13 protein-coding genes are annotated in these 19,120 nt (G+C 63.8%); all 13 read right to left on the bottom strand.

Going from position 1 to position 19,120, the window contains the following annotated elements; all coding sequences use genetic code 11:
- Positions 1–17: 17 nt before the first annotated feature.
- The 13 genes from tssM to AC1DEL_RS01390 all read right to left on the bottom strand — a co-directional run bounded on the left by tssM (position 18) and on the right by AC1DEL_RS01390 (position 19,099).
- Complete coding sequence (gene tssM, locus AC1DEL_RS01450; RefSeq protein WP_477125070.1) at positions 18–3,944, bottom strand: type VI secretion system membrane subunit TssM; 3,927 nt, start codon at positions 3,942–3,944, stop codon at positions 18–20.
- 12 nt (positions 3,945–3,956) lie between these two features.
- Positions 3,957–5,270: a type VI secretion system protein TssL, long form gene (tssL, locus tag AC1DEL_RS01445; RefSeq protein WP_477159054.1), complete on the bottom strand. Its 1,314-nt coding sequence runs from the start codon at positions 5,268–5,270 to the stop codon at positions 3,957–3,959.
- Positions 5,267–6,616, bottom strand: coding sequence for a type VI secretion system baseplate subunit TssK (gene tssK, locus AC1DEL_RS01440; protein WP_092293789.1), 1,350 nt, complete (start codon positions 6,614–6,616; stop codon positions 5,267–5,269). The genes tssL and tssK overlap by 4 nt, the downstream gene beginning before the upstream one ends.
- Positions 6,617–6,621: 5 nt before the next feature.
- Positions 6,622–7,179: a type VI secretion system lipoprotein TssJ gene (tssJ, locus tag AC1DEL_RS01435; protein ID WP_477125071.1), complete on the bottom strand. Its 558-nt coding sequence runs from the start codon at positions 7,177–7,179 to the stop codon at positions 6,622–6,624.
- Positions 7,180–7,254: 75 nt separating this feature from the next.
- Positions 7,255–7,737: an Hcp family type VI secretion system effector gene (locus AC1DEL_RS01430; RefSeq protein ID WP_092293790.1), complete on the bottom strand. Its 483-nt coding sequence runs from the start codon at positions 7,735–7,737 to the stop codon at positions 7,255–7,257.
- 115 nt (positions 7,738–7,852) lie between these two features.
- Positions 7,853–9,355 carry a type VI secretion system contractile sheath large subunit gene (gene tssC / locus AC1DEL_RS01425; protein ID WP_092293792.1) on the bottom strand — a complete coding sequence of 501 codons (1,503 nt, stop codon included), beginning with the start codon at positions 9,353–9,355 and terminating at the stop codon, positions 7,853–7,855.
- Between the two features lie 28 nt (positions 9,356–9,383).
- Positions 9,384–9,920 carry a type VI secretion system contractile sheath small subunit gene (tssB, locus tag AC1DEL_RS01420; protein ID WP_092293794.1) on the bottom strand — a complete coding sequence of 179 codons (537 nt, stop codon included), beginning with the start codon at positions 9,918–9,920 and terminating at the stop codon, positions 9,384–9,386.
- A gap of 163 nt (positions 9,921–10,083) precedes the next feature.
- Positions 10,084–10,647, bottom strand: a complete 564-nt coding sequence (locus tag AC1DEL_RS01415; protein WP_477125072.1) for a fimbrial protein — start codon at positions 10,645–10,647, stop codon at positions 10,084–10,086.
- A gap of 32 nt (positions 10,648–10,679) precedes the next feature.
- On the bottom strand, positions 10,680–13,358 hold the full coding sequence (locus AC1DEL_RS01410) for a fimbria/pilus outer membrane usher protein (RefSeq protein WP_477125073.1): 2,679 nt from the start codon (positions 13,356–13,358) through the stop codon (positions 10,680–10,682).
- A gap of 99 nt (positions 13,359–13,457) precedes the next feature.
- Positions 13,458–14,201: a fimbria/pilus periplasmic chaperone gene (locus tag AC1DEL_RS01405; protein ID WP_477125074.1), complete on the bottom strand. Its 744-nt coding sequence runs from the start codon at positions 14,199–14,201 to the stop codon at positions 13,458–13,460.
- A 59-nt stretch (positions 14,202–14,260) separates the two neighbouring features.
- The gene (locus AC1DEL_RS01400) at positions 14,261–14,812 is read right to left on the bottom strand and encodes a fimbrial protein (RefSeq protein ID WP_477125075.1); all 552 of its coding nucleotides are present in this window, start codon (positions 14,810–14,812) and stop codon (positions 14,261–14,263) included.
- 151 nt (positions 14,813–14,963) lie between these two features.
- Positions 14,964–17,672 (bottom strand): type VI secretion system ATPase TssH, encoded by a 2,709-nt coding sequence (gene tssH / locus AC1DEL_RS01395; RefSeq protein ID WP_477125076.1) that lies wholly within the window; start codon positions 17,670–17,672, stop codon positions 14,964–14,966.
- A gap of 50 nt (positions 17,673–17,722) precedes the next feature.
- Positions 17,723–19,099, bottom strand: a complete 1,377-nt coding sequence (locus AC1DEL_RS01390; RefSeq protein WP_477125077.1) for a GlcNAc-transferase family protein — start codon at positions 19,097–19,099, stop codon at positions 17,723–17,725.
- Positions 19,100–19,120: the final 21 nt, after the last annotated feature.

The raw sequence follows: 19,120 nt of genomic DNA, 5'->3' as shown, positions 1-19,120 counted from the left end.
CGTCGGCACGGCCGGCGCTACGCGCCTTTCGGGCAGGCGAAACCCCTGAGAAGCTGGCCGGACAACGCATTCGCGTGCCCGCCCGTCACGAGTTCCAGTGCGGCATGGCGATCGTCGAATGTAAAATCCACGACCATGCGGCTGGCCGAGGCCGTGCCAACTGGCCGCCCTCGGTCGATCAGCCGGAACAGCGCCCACGGACCCGATGTCACGATCGTCGACGTGTCGGGCCGGATCTTCGGGCTGGCCGACATGCCGGCCACCGCCCCGCCGCGTGGGCCCGGCCATCCGAGCTGGAATGTCACGACCGGGCCATGTGCATAGCGAATCTGCTGGCCGTCGATGTCGAGCGAGAGTTCCAGAATCTCGGGGTCGAGATTGGCCACCCGGGCGTCGACCTTCCACGCCATGCGCTTCCCGCCCGATTCGCGGAAGAACGTCTCGCGGATGGCCGCAGCCCGTTCGAACGGCTCCAGGCTCGGCCCGTGGACGGGCGGCATGCCCGGGCTGAGCGCCTTGTAGCGCCAGGGCCGCGAACTGGTATCCACGTTCGGCGCGAGCGTCCGGGTGAAGAAGGCATCCAGCAGGCCATCGGCCGCGAAGATGTGGTGGAAGTCTTCAATGTCCACATCCTGGCTCGCCCCTGCCACGAACGGATACTTGCCCGCGATCGCCCGGCGGCACGCCGCACCGACCGATGATTCGAGTTGGGATGCCAGCAGCGTGCCAACGCCCGCGTTGACCTTCTGCGTCACCTGGACCGATATGCCGGCCAGCACGGCGCGGAATGGCGCGGGGAGCTTCTCGGCTTCCAGTTGCAGCATCGTGCCGATGTCGACCGCCGGCGGCATACTGTTCGCCGCAAGCGCGGCGCCCGCCACGGAAAGCCGGGTGTACTGCTCACCCAGCAGCGCCATGATGCCGCCCAGCTGGAGCGCATTGCCCCCGGAACCGGCCGCCGCCACCGGCGCGCTGGCGGGTGTCATGCCGGCACCCGAATCGGCGTGCCCGGTCACCACTTCGCGCAGCGCTGCAAAACGGTTGTCGACCAGATCGCGCTCCACGCGGCGCAGCCGGTTCGTGCCGCCAAGCGCGGACGCAGCACTGGCAGCCCGTGTCACCGTATGGAGGCGCGCGGACATGCCAGAGGCCGTGACGACCTTCTGCGCGGTATTGACGCCATCATCCTCGTCATCCGCGACCGACAGCGATGTCTCGCGTATTGCCGTACGGGCCAGTCGTGCCAACGGGGAATCCGCTGAAGACAGAATGCGCAGGATCTGAAGATCGAGCACAGTTGAACCACCCTGCTCCGCCGCGTCCGGCATCGCGGGCCGCACGCTTTCCAGGAAACGCTGCCAGTAGTTGGCGTAGTCGATCAGGTATTGACGGCGGATGTCCTCCGCCAGCGGCGAACTGGCCATCAGCGTGGCGACGTCCTGGCCGTAGCCAGCCTTCGCCTGCAACTCCGTACGCCCCATGATCCAGGCATCCGCAGGCTGAGCCTTGACAAGGAAGTGCGCCAGCCGCCGCGCGAATACCTTGTGGTAACCATCGTATGTGTAGAGGCCGGGCACGCCCTGCTCGAGCAGCGCGCTGTCCGCGAGCGTCAGCACCGAACCGGCCTGCAACCCCGCAGCGCGCGCCAGGGTGATCGGCTCGGGCGCCTCCTTGGCCATCTCCGCCATGGCTCGTTCATAGAGCCGTCGCGGCGCCGGGTTGCTGCTCAGGTAGCGACGCGCGCGGTCCACGAGCAACGCGTTTTGTGGCGTGCTCGGCGACAGGTCGTCGCCATCGAACAGCGCTTGAAGGTGCTGGCGCATCCGATGGGGCTCGCCGAACGCCGCGCTGCTGTCCGACTGCTCCCAGTCCTTGAGCACCCACGCCTTGAACACTGCGGCGTCGAAGTGCTTCCTGTCGTACAGCATCAGGTAGGCCGTCAGGGCGCTATAGACGCCATCGGGGTCACCAGCCTCCATTCGCGCATCGAGCGAATCCTCCAGACGCCGTACGACATGCGGCAGCAGCATCTGGCGCAACAGGATGGCGTAGGTGCTCCCCGAGGCATCCATGACGGGGGGTGCGGCGTAGAGCCCGTACCGATAGTCGAAGCCAGGATTGGCGAGATCGAGCTGCCCGAGGTGCGGCAAATCTGCCGACGCATTCAGCATGCCGGGCAAGGCCGTCGGCTCGCGCCGCTTGCGATAGCTCTTGACCCGTTCGTCAAGCGCGGTCACCTTCGCCTCGATGGCTGTCAGATAAGCGTGATTGTTCTCAAAACTCGTGGCGAGCGCATAGACCAGCCAGCCACACACCACGACTGACGCCAGATAGCTCGCTGCGCGCATCGCCCGGAAGCGGAGTTCCCAGCGCTGGTTCGGCCGAACCAGGTGTGCTTCCGGCACGATCACCTGCTGGAACAGGTTGTGCAGGAAGTAGCTGCGATAGCCGGACAACTCGGCGCCCGCGGCACGCGAGGCCTCCGCCTCCGCTCCGGTTTCACTGGGCACCGAGCGGACCCCGCCGCCGCGCAGCCGCTGGAGCAGCGTGGTCTTGTCGGCGGCAATCGTTACGTCCGACTGCATTGCGCTCGAGAAGTACACGCCGCGCAGGGCACTGTCGATCTGCGTGCTGTCGTAGCGTGAGTCCATGAATACGAGCGACACCACATCGAGCACCACACCGGCCAGGCAGCCGAATTCCGCCGGCAGCGCGTAGAGACGCTTGCGACGTTCGGTCTCGTACTCCTCGATCAGCCGATTGTTGACGCCCGCTTCCAGGCGGTCGACAAGCACCCCGACTTCCTCGACGCACCGTTCGCGCAGATCATTGACACGACGTGCCGCACCGTCTTCCGGAGCGGAGACCGCGATGCCCCATACCTGGGCACGCCCTTCCGCCGTCAGTGACTGGAAGTACTCGCTGAAGCCTGGCAGCACATCGACCTTGGTCACGAGCACATACACCGGGAAGCGAATCCCGAGTTCCTTGCGTAGCTCGGTCAGCCGGGTGCGCAGCGTGGCCGCGAGAGCGATCCGCTCATCGGCCGACTTACCCAACAACTCCGAGGCGCTGAGTGCCAGCACCACGCCATTGACGGGCGCGCGCGGCCGGTGCTTGCGCAGCAGGCCCAGGAAGCCCATCCACTCCGTCTTGTTGCGCTCGGGGTCCTCCGTCTCACCGGCGCGATGATCGGCATACCGGCCGGCCGTATCAATCAGAACCGCCTCATTGGTAAACCACCAGTCGCAGTAGGTCGTCCCCTCCGGCGCCTTCAGTGAGACGGCATTCATCTGGTCCGCCTCCGGGAACTCGAGCCCGGAATTCAGGGCGGCAATGGTCTTGCCCGCCTCCGGCGTGCCCAGCATCATGAACCACGGCAGGTCGTAGAGCTGGCGGTCACTTTCGAAGTACCGCTTCAGGCCAAGCCCGTGCCCGTGAATACGCCGGATATGCTGGACAGCCTTGCCGACAATGGCGCCAAGCACGTGCAGTTCATCGCGCGGCCGCGCGGCCGCGTCATCGGACGAGCCGAAGATGCGCTTGACTAGGGCCTCGTTGTTGCGCAATGCGCCCCACAGACGCCAGGCGCCGTAAACCCCATAGGCAATGACGATCAGCACGATGCAGATTGTGCGCGTGCCGTAGGAGGCCAGTGGACGAACCTCGCCGAATGCGAGGAGCGGGCCGAGATGCCACAGCAGCACGCACAGGGCGGCCACGGCGAGCGGGCTATACGGCCAGCTACGCAGCCAGCATACGTACAGCGCGACCAGCATTACGATGGCCGTCACCCGTAATGACAGATCGCCAAGAGGATGATGGGCACCGAAGGCGAGCCAGGGGCCGAGGAACCAGACGGCGAGCCCCAGCGCCACGATGGCGAGGAATGCCAGCATCGCCTTCGAGAACAGGGGAGAGAAGAAGGTCTTCAAGTTATGCATGCTGCTTCCGCGCTACTGCGTCACCATGACTTCCACGCGCCGGTTGCGGGAACGTCCTTCCGCCGTGCCATTGCTAGCCACGGGTTGCGCATCGCCACGGCCATGCACCGCGATACGATTCGCGGGCGTACCGCCCGACTCCAGAATCTTCGCGACAAAGGCCGCGCGCTTCTCGGACAACTGCTCGTTGCTCGCAAAGTCCCGCGAACGGATCGGCAGGCTGTCGGTATGGCCGGTGACGACGACCTGGCCGCCCACGCGGGCCACCTCTTTCGCCACCTTCTCGAGGGTCGGGTACATGTCTGCACGAACTTCGTTCTTGCCGGAGGCAAACATCGAATCGCCCTTGAAGATGACCAGGCTGCGTCGCTCGTCCTCATCCACGCTCACGAGGCCGCGCGTGACCTCGTCCTTGAGCAGGATCGAGAGGCGGAGCCGCGCCGGAGCCTGCACTGATCCACGCGGAATGCTATGGATGCGCGCATTTAGCGCGCTGCCGGCCGTGAGCAACTGATATTTGTACCAGGCGAACAAGCCGAACACGATCACCGCGGCCACTGCGGCCAGGCTCCATGGCGGCACGCCGCGCAATGCGCGCAGGCGCCCCGCCTCGGCGGGCTTCCAGCGTGGGGAGAGTTCGACCGGCACTGCGTCGCGGGCGCCGGCGACCAGCGCAGCAAGGCGATGCCGCACCTGCTCCAGATGACGCCGGCCATCCTCGATCACGCTATACCGGCCCTCGAAACCCAGGCCAAGGATGCGGTACAGGATCTCCAGCACGTCGATGTAGGTTTGCGGATCAGCAGCCATCCGGCCGATCAGCAGGAATACCTTCTCACCACCGTCGTTCTCGCCTTCGAACGCAATCAGCAGGCTGTTACGCGCCCAGGCACCGCCGCCGCCCCATCGTGTACGGTTTGCGGCTTCGTCGAGCGCCGTGCACAGGCAGTAGCGCACCGCCGCCATATGCGTCCAGTGGAGGTTGGCACGCTCACAGAGGGTCTGGAAATGGTCCACTTCGCGCGCGAGCAGCAGGCGCAGCGCGCGGATCTCTTCCTGCGATGCCATCGTCGCTGGCATGTCGGCCAGCAACCGCAGTAACGGGCTCGCCGCTTCCATGAGCGGATTCCTGGCTAGCTGCACCGTCTCGAGCCGCCGTTCGGCGTCCACCGGCGGATCGAACGCGAACAGCACTTCGGCCTCCACCGGCGACGTACCATCGCGCGGCACCGCCACTTTTGCGCCCGATGYCGTCTGCACGTCAGTCACGCCACCCTCCGTGAGAAACGCGAAGTCGTCCGACGATTCAAGATTTCCGGCGCTCACTTATGACGCACTCCCCACAGTTCCAGCTTCAGCTCGGGGAAACTGCCGGCGATATGCATCGCCAGGGCACCCTGCTGAGCGATCTGGTCCCAGAACACGCCGGTCCGGGACAGCTCGAAGTAGACGTAATTCGCATTGAACGGAATCTGGCGCGGCGGCACGGGAAGCGCCAGCATCTGGAGCCCCGGCAGGTGCGAACGGATCAGTTCCGGCAGGCGCTGAGGCTGGCTGATCTTGGCCTGTGCGGCGAACTGTTGTTGCAGGACGTCTGGCGACATCTGCGCACCCACGGCAAGCACAAGCGTCTCGAAACTGGCCAACTCAGCGGGCAGCATTGTCGCAAGGCGAATGCCATGCGGCTGCTCCACGAGCGGAATCGGTTGCGCGCCACGTATCAGCACCTGGTTCAGCAGGTGATGGACCTCGGTTACTAGCGGATACAGGCTCTCAAAGAGTCGCGCATGGTCGTAGCCCGGCGCAAGCTCGGGCCGCCGCGTCTGCGGACGCACAAAGGTCGCGAGGTCGCCGGACAGCAAGAGCAGCGCGCGGTAGAGCTCGACGGGCGAGGTCTCGCCGATCTGCCCGATGTGTTCGAGCAACGGCTCATGGCGGTTGAGCACCTGCAACAGCAGATAGTCGGCGACTTCGGCTACGGCACCCGTGCGCCCATGGCTGCCTGACAGCCGGTTCGCCAACGCATCGGCGCGTAGCTTCGCCAGGCCATGCAGCTGCGTCACCCATTCCCGCAACAAGGCGTTGGCGCCAAAGTGCACAACGGGCGGGATATGGTCGCGCTCATGGAGAACGACAGAACCGTCGGGCTGCAAGCTCTGGATGCGCGCTACGGCGATGCCGATCCAGGACTGGCTCAGTTCCTTCTCAGGCAACAGCCGCAGCCGCAGGTTAGCCATCTGGACCGGCTTCGGACCTTGGCCGATCGCATTTGCATCGCGTAGCGCTTCGTCAAAGGCAAGATACCGCGCCAGCGACCCCGCCTGCTCCTCGAAGATCGTCTCCTCGGTGTTGGCAAGGCGTAGCGGCACGGCGAGGTAGATCAACTGGCCGAGATGCTCGGGAGTGATCGTCAGCGGCGGTGGCGGTGGCGCCTCCGTTGGCGTGTCGAACGGTGTGCCATCGGGAAAGATTCCCGATCCGCGTTTGATCGCCAGCTTGCCGAAGGACAATGCACTCTGATCGATCTCATACTGGCTGAATCCCCATGAGAACGGACTAAGCGTTGTCACACACCGCTGTGCGACATACTCGAGATAGCGCTCTTGCTGCTGAAACAGCTGAGGGCGCAGGAATAGTCCTTCACTCCAGACGATCTTATTGTGATAGCTCATGGCAATCAGTTGACCTCAGTAATCGAAACAGCTTGATCGCGTGCCTCGATCTTCAGGGCGACAGTCCTGTCGGGCACCACCGCGCGGTACCAGGCTGCATCGGGTGCCTCGGGCAGGCGCCACGTGGCGCGCCATACGGACTTGCCTAGTTCGCGGTAACCAACCAGCACGCCGATCGCTGTTGTGGCCGGATTGGATTTGCGTTCGATACGCTCGTCGGTGCCGGGCCGCATGATGAACTCGTCGACAGCAAGCAGGTCGGCGGCAAGCACCTTCTTGTCTTCGTTCTGAAGCGTAAAGAAGTCGGCGCTATCGAACGCCGCAGCGGACCTCAGTTCGTAGACGCGCACCATCACCGGCGCAGCGCGGCCTTGTTCATCGCTATTCAGGTTCCCGCTCGTCTCGATCAGGAGCTTCAACTGCAACGGCTCTTTCCGCGTCGGTGCAGTGCTGCATCCTTGCAAGACCAGGCATACCATCAGCAACAACCACCCGATCGCCATCCACCGAGTGGCGCGGGTGCCGGCCAATCCGGTGGGAGTCAGATCAAAGCGCATGGACATGTTCGATTCGGTTTGGCTGCACGCAGTGCAATCCGGCCGCCGAATCGCAACCGGATTGCACGACAACCAGGAGGGTCAGGCCGTGTTCTTCTTGACGTCGAACGTTGCGGTGATCACGCCGCCGCTGCCGCCCTGCGCGTTCTGCACCACGTATTCCTGCTTCAGGCGGGAGAACGACAGACGCACGATCTCGCGCGGACGAGCTTCGTCGGAGCTAAGGCCAGAAGGGCTCACCTGCGTCACCAGCAGGTCGTTCATCGTGAACTTGATGTACTCGAGCGGGCTGCCGCCGGCCTTGCGCACCACCAGACGAGCCTCGTCGATATGCTTGCCCAGCAGGCAGTACTGCACGAGATTCGGGCTGGCACGGTCGATATAGTGCTCGAACTGCAGATCATCGACAGTGGCCTTGCCAGCGCCGCCGCCAGAGCCGGCGTGCATGTTCGATTGCTGGCTGACGCTCCACGACCAGCTCAACACCTCGATCTCGCTCTTGTGGACGCTATCCTCGGACTCGCCATCGATGCCGTTGATCTTCAGGAAGATGTCTTGTGCCATAGTGAGAATTTCCTTGTTCAGTAGATATGACTTACCCATGGCGGGCTTGTTTGACGAGCCCCCGCCCTGACTCGGAGTAGCGTTCGCAGGCGCGACGTACGCCGCGCCACGATGCTCAGGCGGCAGCCTTCACCAGCGGCAGTTTCGCGACGAGTCGCAGCGATACCGTCAGGCCCTCAAGCTGGAAATGCGGACGCAGGAAGAACTTGGCCTGGTAGTAACCGGGATTGCCCTCGACATCCTCGACCACCACCTCCGCAGCGGCCAGCGGACGGCGCGCCTTGGTTTCCTGGCTCGAATTTGTCGGGTCGGCGTCAACGTAGTTCATGATCCATTCGTTGAGCCATTGCTCCATTTCCTCGCGCTCCTTGAACGAGCCGACCTTGTCGCGCACGATGCACTTGAGGTAATGGGCAAAGCGCGAGCAAGCGAACAGGTAGGGCAGGCGCGCCGACAGGTTGGCGTTGGCCGTGGCGTCCGGGTCGTAGTACTCGGCAGGCTTCTGCAGCGACTGCGCGCCGATGAACGCCGCGTAATCGGTATTCTTGCGGTGAATCAGCGGCATGAAGCCGTTCTTCGACAACTCGGCTTCGCGGCGATCCGAAATAGCGATCTCGGTCGGGCACTTCATGTCCACGCCGCCATCGTCGGTCGGGAAGGTATGGCAGGGCAGGTTCTCGACCACGCCACCGCTTTCCACGCCGCGAATCAGGGTGCACCAACCGTAGCGCTTGAACGAGCGGTTGATATTCACTGCCATCGCGTAGGCGGCGTTCGACCACGCGTACTTCTGGTGATCGGAACCGTCGGTTTCTTCCTCGAAATTGAATTCATCTACCGGATTGGTGCGCACACCGTACGGCAGACGGGACAGGAAGCGCGGCATGGCCAGGCCGATGTAGCGCGAATCCTCCGAGGACCGCAGCGAATTCCACGGTGCATATTCGAGGTTTTGCGTGAAGATCTTGGTCAGGTCGCGCGGGTTGGCGAGTTCCTGCCACGAATCCATTTGGAGCACTGACGGCGAGGCACCGCTGATGAACGGCGCATGCGCGGCCGCAGCCACCTTTGCCATCGAGCCGAGCAGGTCGACGTCGGCTGGCGTGTGGTCGAAGTAGTAGTCAGCCACCAGGCAGCCGTAAGGCTCGCCGCCGAGCTGCCCGTACTCTTCCTCGTAAATCTGCTTGAACAGGGAGCTCTGATCCCACGCCACGCCCTTGAACCGCTTCATCGTGCGGCGCAGCTCTTCCTTCGAGATATCCATGAAGCGGATGCGGAGCTTCTCGTCGGTCTCGGTATTGGTAACCAGGTGGTGGAGCCCGCGCCAGGCGCTTTCCAGCTTCTGGAAGTCCTCGTGGTGCAGGATGAGGTTGATCTGCTCGGACAGCTTGCGGTCAATCTCGCCGATGATGGCCTCAATGCTCTTGTAAGCATCGTCAGACATCGTCACGGCATTGGCCAGCGCCTGCTCCGCAAGGGTCTTGACCGCGTTCTCGACGGCCTCGCGCGCCTGCTCGGTCTTCGGCTTGAATTCCTTCGTCAGCAGCGCATTGAAGTCGGATTGCCGGTCGAGCGTCTGCGCCGTCGCGGCCTTGTATTGCGTGTCACGTGTTGCCATGTCTTGTACTCGGTTGCGGTTGCGGTCCTTACTGCGCCTGGGCCTTGTCGTCGGCCTCGTTCGCCGCTTCGGGGCGCGGTGCCTTGGCCAGCGCGTTCAGCAGCGCGGGATCCTTGAGAACCTGTGCAACCAGGCCCTCGGCGCCGGACTTGCCGTCCATGTAGGTCTGGAGGTTGGCAAGCTGCGTGCGAGCCTCGAGCAGCTTGGCCAGGACATCGACCTTGCGGGCGATGGCAGCAGGCGAGAAGTCATCGATGCTCTCGAAGGTCATGTCCACCATCAACTGGCCCTGATCCGACAGCGTGTTCGCCACCGGGAAGGCCACACGCGGCTTCATCGCCTTCATGCGCTCGTCGAAGTTGTCGACATCGATGTTGAAGAACTTGCGGTCCGCCACTGGCGGCAGTGGATCCACCTGCGTGCCGGACAAATCGGCAAGCACGCCCATCACGAATGGCAACTCGATCTTCTTTTCCGAGCCGTAGATCTCGACGTCGTACTCGATCTGCACGCGCGGCGCGCGGTTCCTCGCAATGAACTTCTGTGAACTGTTGGATGCTGACATGGAATACTCCGTCGAATGCGTGATGATGTGGGACTTGCCGTGAGAACCGCGGCCCCCTTTCCGGCCACAGGGCCTGCGAGAAGCATGTTAGGTCTCGGGGCAGGCGCGGGATATAGGAAACGTTCGAAAGTTCCGAGTCTTGTCAGAAGTTTCTGAGCTAGCGTCAGCGCACCTCAATGAAGTACCAGGTGCCGGCCGTCACCGACCCCGGAGTTGTGGCTGCCGTCGCGTAGTACCGCGCAATGAATGAGAGCGACATCAACCCTGTCGAGGACATCGGAAACATCTGAGTCGTGGAGTCATCGCCTACCGCGATCGGCGTCCCGTCCGCCTTGAGCAGTTGCACCTGGACGTTCTGCGCGGTGCCACTGGATATCAGTCGCCCATCGATCTTCCTAAAGGTGACGAACGAGACTGCCACGGGCTCTTGGCCGCCCTCGCATACCAGGTTGATCGTGAACGCGGTGTCGCCCGCTGTGTCTCCGGCTTTTTTTAAAGCAGCGGTGGGGATGCTTGGCAGCGTGACGCTTTGCCGCACTGCCCCTGTGTGGCGGCAGGTTTGCGTAACGTACTTCCCCGTGAAATTCAACGCGACCGATGGTTTTGTGCCATCCGCGAAGGCAGGGAAACACAGCACGGTCAGGCTCGCAGCCAGCGACGTCCGCAGCTTCCGTGGTGAGCACCTCAGCGTCTGCTGTGTGACGGGCAACTTCGCGTGCATCTTCATTCTCGGGGATCTCCACTCACATCGATTCCGCTTCAGCTCGCCGCTGCCACGCAGCGCAGTGTCAGGCGCGTGGCCGAGTCACCGCCCCCGCCCGCACCCGCGCCAGCAGGCATCTCGTACGGGAGGTCGCATGACTCGTTCGTCAATTCGCCCCACCGCGCACGCAGTGCGCCCCTGCCCGCCAGACCGCGCAGGAACGCCAAACCACCCTGACCCACGATCCCCATCGACTTTCCGTCGGCGGCGAACAAGGCGGTGCCCAGCGGCAGGGCCTTGCCGGCCGCGTCATGCATGGCCACCAGCGCCGCTTTGCCTGTGACGGTTGGCATCTTCACGAGCACAAGGGCGTTGAGGCGCGGTACGACCTCGTCACTGGAAGTCTCCAGTTCCACGTCATCCGGCAGGTCAGTCGGGTCGATCGCCACCCGGTTCACGCGGTAGGGCGTCAAGGACGGCAGCAAGGCATAGCCATTGCCGTCTATGCGCGCGCCTTGACCGTTGACAATCCGCCCGCCTTCCGCGCCCTTGGCTTCGACCAGTGCGGCAGCCTGGCCAAGCGGCGGCCCCAATGTGACGCCGCCAGCGTGCGCGACCACGCTGCCGTCCGCGTTCAGGCCGAACTGGCGGCCCTGGTTCCCGATGGAGGCGTTCGCGGCGTATGTGCCATAGCGCGAGCGATAGGTGGCGTTGCCACCGAGCAGATTCGTTTTGTCGCCAGCGCTCGATGTCCGTTGGGCGTTGATGCCGTACGAAATGGGCGCTTCCCCTGCAGTGGACCCATTGAGGCTGGCCTGGAAGGCGCTGTCGCCGTTGGTGTCCACTGTCAAATTCGTCGACACGGAATCGAACGGACCGCGATCCACCGCGGAGTTGCGGCCGAGGGAGATCGTCAGGTTCACGCCGAACAGGGTATGTCTGGCGCGGTTTTGGTCGAACGACTGCTGCGCGTAGATCGTGTATCCAACCCGGCCGCGTCCGCCGCTGAACCCAGCCTGATACTGGGTATCTCGTCCGCGACGGCCATCCCAGTAGTCCTGCGTGCTGCCTGAGAGATACACGGAGCCCATCGTGCCGAGCGGCTGATTGATGCTGAGCTGCAAGCGGTTGCGCGTGCGATAGCTCATCAGGTTGCCGGCGGGATTCCGCACGTTCCGCGCGTAGATGGCGTCGCGCAGGCTGTAGAAGCCATTTGTCGAATATCGATAGGCACCTAGCAAGACATTCGTATCAATGCCGGGAATGCGTTTGCTGTAGCTGACGCGCCAGCTGCTGCCCGTATGCGAACTGCTCGGTAGTTCCGTACGCGCCATCGTCACATCCGCTGAGACTGCCCCGATCGGCGTGTTGACGGCGAGGCCGAGCAAGCCTGAGTTGTAACCCTCGGAGCCCAGGACACCCGTATAGCCGGTCAGCATATTGTTCAGGCCGCGCTGGATGGTTGCTTGCACCACCCATGGCTCATCCTGAACGAGCTGGTCGCGGTACTGGCCTGCGGACACGTTGAACTTCGTGAAACCGGGGCGCAGCAGGTTAGGGACGGCGGCAAAGGGCACCAGAAAGGTCTGTCGCCGCCCATCCGCTTCTTCCACCGTAACGCGCAGATCTCCGCCGTAGCCGATCGCCGGTAGGTCGGCGAGTTCGAACGGCCCTGGCGGGACGCTCGTCTCGTAGAGAATGTCGTTGTTCTGGCGGACGATCACGCGCGCATTGCTTTCCGCCACGCCACGTACGATGGGCGCGTAGGCACGCATCGAGTCGGGCAGCATCCGGTCTTCACTGGATACCTGAACGCCCCGCACACTGAACGAATCGAAAACTTCACCGGTCGTGAAGCTGTCGCCGAGCGTCAGGCGGCTGCGCCAGGACGTGATGTCTCGCTCGACGTAGGTCGCCAGGTTATTCCAGCGCATGCCGCCCTGGCTGCTGTTCCAGTCAAGCGTGGAGCGCTGGCGAAAGCGCCATTGGCCCAGATTCAAGCCCAGTTGCAGGCCAAGATACGCACTGCTCATGTCGGCGCCAGATTGATTGGCGCTGTATGTACTGAAGTTGTACTGGAGAAGCCCCGCCTTGATGCCGGCGTCCCACAGGGCGGGGCTCACGTACCCATATGGCATCTGCACCATGCTCGCCTGGGGCACGGTGATACCGAGTTGCAGTTCCGCGATGTCGAGTTCGACCTGTGCGTCAGGCACAAGGTCCGTCAGTCGAATGCATTGGTCCGCTTCGCTGAAGGCAGCGTCTTCTGCTGCGTGACGGGATTGGGCGCCGGCGTCGTCCGCGCTGGATCGAAGCGCCTTGTCAACATCGACGCCAAGACCGCGCAGCGCCGCGATGGTGAAGCAAGGCTCCGCCACGTCACTGTCTGCCACGGCGACAAACTGGACTTCGCGCTGCCCCTGCGATTTTCCATTGAGCGACAGATCCACGTCGTATACGCCGGGCGGCACGGGGTTGCCATTCGTGAAGCGGGAAATGCTCACGACCTGGCCGTTCAGGAACGCTGGATTGAACTGCACCGAGGCGAGCTTGGGCCGATGACGCCGCTTGCTTCGCTCCCGCGGCCCCGTCTTGAGCGTTTCAATTTCCTCGATCGGTACGCCACCTGGCTTCGATTGCACTGCTTCTGCATCCAGCCCGTAGCACACAAATGCGCCAAGGACCATCATCGTCCGTGCCAACGGACGCACAGCCAAACGATGCCTGGTGCTCATAGAAACATTTCGCCTTGCTTTGATGTGATCACGCCTACTCAGCGGCAGCATCAGCGGCTGACGGCGACTACGAGAAGCGCCCTGCGTTGCCTGCCGGCGTTACTGGACTGTGGCGACGTCTCCGACCGTCGCGCCGAAGTCGTTGATTAGGGAATAGGCGATTGCCGTACCGCTTGGTGGGGAGACATTGCGGTCCCCGACTTGTGAAAGCTCGACACTGCCAAATGGAGGGACCATCTGGGGCTGGTAGCTGATGTCGGCGGTGCCGGCTTTGGCCGACACGCTGTCGAGTGACACGTGGTAGCCGGTTGGATTCCCAACCCGCAGCACCTGCTTGCCTTCGGCATTGCGCGCGGCCGTCCAGGTCAACCCAGCACGCCCGGCGGATGGGTCGTCGCGCAACGCGGCAGGTCGATAGAAGAGCTTGATGCGCGTGCCAAACGCAAGCTGGAGCATGTTCCTGCTATCGGCATCCACCGGCTTGGGCGGAATTTCGAGGATGTTGAGCCAGTAGACCGTCTCACGGTCCGCGGGCATCGCCTTGCCGGTGAACTTCACCCGCAGCGTCTGGCCCTTGCCGCCTTCTGCACGGAATACCGGCGGCGTGATGATGAACGGTACGTCGAGCTTCTCAACTGGAACGGACGTGTCGCCATCGTCGATCCATGCCTGCACCAGTACCGGCGTGTCCTCGACATTGTTGAGCCGCACGGAGACTTGGCGACTCTTTTCCGGGTAGATCACCCGGGTACCGGTAATGACAATCGCGGCTTGGGCCGGTATCGACACCAGTCCCACTGTGGCCGCAATCAGGAAGGAGAGCCATCGCCAGACATGCATCATTGATCTCCACGCGCTTGAGCGGCTGGCCCGCGAGCGGGCCAGCCAATCTGCCGCATGCCTTAGTTGTAAGCCAGGGTAAAGTTCGCAGTGGTCGAAACCATGCCCGCAGACGTTGCACCGGTCGCGTAGTAGCGGCCGCCGTAGTGCAGCGTTGCGGTACCGACGGCGTCTGCGGCCGTCCGCGCTACCTGAATGGGCTTGCCGCTGTCGCCCAGACGCAGCACCGCGCCGTCGTGATCGAGCAACTGCACTTCAACGTTGCCTGCGGGCGTGGCGGTGGCGAGATTGCGGGCGTTCCCGGTTTCAGGATTGAGGTTCGTGATCTCCCAGTGCGCCGATACGCTGTTCACCCCGACCGGGCAGTTCTCGACATTGATGCTGAACGGCCTCGAGCCGGCGGTATGACCCTTTGTAGTCAAGCTGGCAATCGAGATGGCTGGCAACGTCACGGTCTTGTTGCGATCACCGGCAGTGATCGAGCAGGTCTGCCCCGTCAGCCGGCCAGCGAAATTCACCTGACCCTGCGCGACAATGGCCTGCGCGACAGCGCTCGATGCGGCGCCCATCGCGAGCAATGCTGCGACGGCAACCTGGAGTACTTGCTTATTCATGAAACGTCCTTCCAATTGAGATGCGGATTCAGTCCTTCCGCTGTTGCTGCAAAACGGCGTTGACCAACCTCGGATCCCGCCTCACTTCACGACGAACGCATCGTACAAGCCGGCATTTCCGGCGCATATATGACTCGTACGAAAGTTCCTGTCAGTTCTGCGACATGACTTCCGCTTGACGCGCGTGCAGGCAGAGCGCCGCCGCAGGAGCCAGCTCGGCATCGCCAATATCGACCTCGATATGCGTCAGCACGGATCGCGATGCGACCGATTCCAGCCAGAGCGCCGACAATCTCGGCAGGATGTGCTGGTCGATGAAACTGATCAGCGCACGCGCGCCCGTCTCCTGCACAAGGCAACGCCCGATCACGTAGTCGACCACCGCCTGGCTGTAGTGCACCGCGATGTCGTGATGGTCCTGCATGCGCTGCACGACGCGGTCGAGATGCAGGCGGACGATGTTCGACAGCGACGCATGCGCCAGCGGGCGATACGGCACCACGGTCACGCGGCCCAGGAAGGCGGCCGGGAAGGCGCTCAGCAGCGCCGGCATCAGCGCGTCGCGCAGCGCATCGGGTTCGGGCACGTCAGAGGCATCGGCATGAAGATGCGAGATCAGTTCGGCGCCGACATTGCTTGTCAGCAGGATCGCCGTGTTCTTGAAGTCGATGTAGCGGCCATCGCCATCCTCCATGTATCCCTTGTCGAAAACCTGGAAGAACATTTCGTGGACGTCGCGATGCGCCTTCTCCACTTCATCAAGCAGGACCACCGCGTAAGGCCGCCGCCGCACCGCCTCGGTCAGCACGCCACCCTCGCCATAGCCGACATATCCAGGCGGCGCACCCTTGAGCCCGGAGACGGTGTGCGCCTCCTGGTACTCGCTCATATTGATCGTGATCAGGTTTTGCTCGCCGCCGTAGAGCGCTTCCGCCAGCGCCAGCGCCGTTTCGGTCTTGCCGACGCCGGACGGGCCCACCAGCAGGAACACGCCGAGCGGCTTGCCGGGGTCGGTCAGCCCGGCGCGTGCGGTCTGCACCCGTTCGCTGATCCGATGCAATGCGCTCTCCTGCCCCATCACCCGATTGGCGAGTGTGGTCGGGAGGGCCTGTACGGCGGCGACCTGGTTAGTCACCATGCGTCCGGCGGGGATGCCGGTCCAGTCGGAGACGACCTCGGCGACAATCGCCTCGTTGACCTCGGCAAACACGAGTGGCGCCTCGCCCTGGAGTGCTGCCATGGTTGCTTCGCGTTCGCGCAGCACCTCCATCGAAGGCAGCGGCTCCCACTCGCCATCGGTGCCTGCCTCCGCTTCCGCACCGCGTTCGATCCGTTCGCGCGCGGACAGCAACGCCTGCGCGGCCTCCCGCTGTGCATCCCACCTTGCAGTAATGGCGGCTTCCTCGGTTTCCAATCCGCCAATGCGAGTCCGTACGTCGTCCAGATTCCCGTCGACTTCGAGCCCGATGCGCGCTTCGCTCTCCAGCAGGTCAAGTTCGGCGCGCGCAGCCAGCAACTGCTGCTGCACGTCCTGCAACTCCCGTGGTCGCGTTTGTTGGGAAAGACCAACCCGCGCACACGCCGTGTCGAGCAGGCTGATGGCCTTGTCGGGCAGTTGGCGGGACGGAATGTAGCGGTGCGACAATGCCACCGCGGCGCGGATCGCGGCATCGAGTACCACCACGCCGTGGTGCCGCGAGAACGTCTTCACCAGCCCGCGCACCATGTCGATGGCCGCCGGCTCCTGCGGCTCGTGGACCTGCAGCACCTGGAAACGCCGCGTCAGCGCTGGGTCTTTCTCGATATGGCGCTTGTACTCGGCCCACGTCGTCGCCCCAATCGTCCGGATCGTGCCGCGCGCGAGTGCCGGCTTGAGCAAGTTCGCGGCATCGCCAGTGCCAGCCTGCCCGCCCGCGCCGATCAGCGTGTGGATCTCGTCCACAAACAGGATCACGGTCCCGGCACTCGTCTCCGCCGCGGCCAGTACGCCTTTGAGGCGTGCCTCGAACTCGCCCTTCATGCTCGCGCCAGCCAGCAGTGCGCCCACATCCAGGCTCAGGACCCGCGCGTCGGCCAGCTTCGACGGCACATCAGCCCTAACGATGGCCAGCGCCAGCCCCTCCACGACAGCGGTCTTGCCGACACCGGCCTCACCCGTCAACAGGGGATTGTTCTGCCGGCGGCGGACCAACACGTCGATCATCGTGCGGATCTCCAGTTCCCGCCCGATCACCGGATCCACCTCCCCGGCGCACGCGCGGGCAGTCAGGTCCACGCAGTACTGCTCCAGGGGGGAGCCGGCCACCGAGGCGTCTCCGATGGCGCCGGACGCGACGCCAGGCATCGCCGCCGGGAAGTCGGAGCTTTCGTAGGCCGAGTCCCCTTCCTCTGGCGAGTCGATGATCCAGGCCGGCAGCATGGCATTCAGATCGGTCACACCGATCTTCGCGAACTCGGGGGAAATCGACAGCAGTACGCGCCGCAACTCCGGCGACTTCAGTAGCGCCGCCATGAGCCAGGCGCCGCGCACGCGCAGGTCACGGAACTCGAGTGTCGCAACCACCCACGCGCGCTCGATGGCGATGTCGATATGGTTCGAGAAATCGCTGATCGAGCTGGCGCCGGAAGGCAAGCCGGCGAGTGTTCGGACCAGATCCGCGTCGAGCTTCTCGCGGTCCACGCCGCCGTGGCGGCAGATGCGGTGCATGTCACTGTCCGGCAGCGCGAGGATCTGGTGCAGCCAATGCGCCAGTTCGACGTAAGGGTTGCCGCGGAGCTTGCAAAACGTTGTGGCCGACTCGATGCCGCGAAACATCGTTTCGCCGAGCTTGCCGAACAGGGTCTTTCTGGATGGGGTCATGGTCTAACGGCAGATGCCGGGAAGGGAATGGGTCCGCCGATGGGCGGTGTTCAGGTCGAGGCGGGGGCGCCGTAGGGCGGCACGTCGCGCGCCAGCTCGTGCACGGTGACGTCGTCTGCATTGACGAATCTGGCGATGTAGCGGACCGGGGTGCCGTCGGCGCCGGACTGGAAGAGGAGTCGCCGGGACAGCCAGCCGTTGTGCTCGGCGAGGAGCTGCGGTAATCCCGTGGCGGGCTGGAGGTCGTCGTGGAGCGTTCCGCCATCCGCCGCGAGCACCGTGAACGCGATGTGCTTCAAGCCAGACAGGCTGTCGAGGTCGCCGAGATAGAGTTCGACGGCCACGTCATGGGAGCAGCGCAGGAGTGCGAGGTCAGTTTCAGGATGTGCCGCACCGGGCGAGGGAGGATCGCCACGCAACGCTTCCGGCGTGGCGGCGCGCCGATCGAAGCTGACGCCCACATAGGCCTCGTACTCAGCCAGTGTTCGTACTTGTCCGAATCCATACGGACCGAAATCGGTGCCCTCAGCGCTCGCGCCGTCCACGCCGAGCAGGGCGCGATTGCGCGCCTGTGAGAGTCTGTCACGCTCGAACCACGCAGTCTTCACCAGCCCAAGCGCCTGGTTCTCGGGCGTGTGGTCATCCCACATCTTGGCGCGATAGTCGCGCGTGTACTCATGCCAGGCGAGCACACGATGCGGGTGATACAGGTCATACCCATGGGTGAAGGCCCGCGCGGCAATCGAGATCTCCTCGCCGTGAAAAAAGTACTCGGGATCATGCTGGACAGTCGTCGAGAAATTCCCGTCGGCAAAGGCAAAGTGCGCGCTATAGAAGCGAGCCTTGAGCGGTTTGGTCTGCGCCTGCCAGTCCGGCATCCGGCGCGACGCCACAAGCAGCGCCCCGGCCGCGACGAAGCGGTCGAAAATGAGGGAGGTGGGATGCTGGCCGCGGCGCGACGGGTCATCGTCCGCCGGCTCGAAAGCTGGCAGATAGGCCGTCAGCACCGGTTTCTCGCTTTCATCGCGCAGCGACTCGAGCATGTCGATGGCCATCCTGTCCCATCCCTGGACGAAACGATGGTGAGAGTCGATCTGCAAGGCATAGGCTTCGCCGGCGTACTGCTGCTGGATCAGGTTCCGCGCCCAGCAGGCGCCCTGGCTTTCCATGGCGGGCACATCGATCAGTTCAACCGTCGCCTCCGCCAGCACAAGCCGATGCACGGTGAGCCCTTCATGCATCACCACTTGCCAATGCGAGAAGCCATGCGCGAAGAACTTGCCGATCATCTCGTCGAGGCCGTGCTGCCAGCACACCACCACGCGCAGGCGATCCGGCCGCGACGCCTGCCTGATCAGGCTGTGCAAGGTCGGGATCAGTTGCGGATCCCGATAGCTCGCCACCTGCACGAAAATGCTCTCCTCCATCACGTTGCCGCCCTCACCGTC

The sequence above is a fragment of the Cupriavidus sp. 10L43_2 genome (genome assembly GCF_056395265.1).
This window is presented reverse-complemented; position numbering and strand designations above follow the sequence as displayed.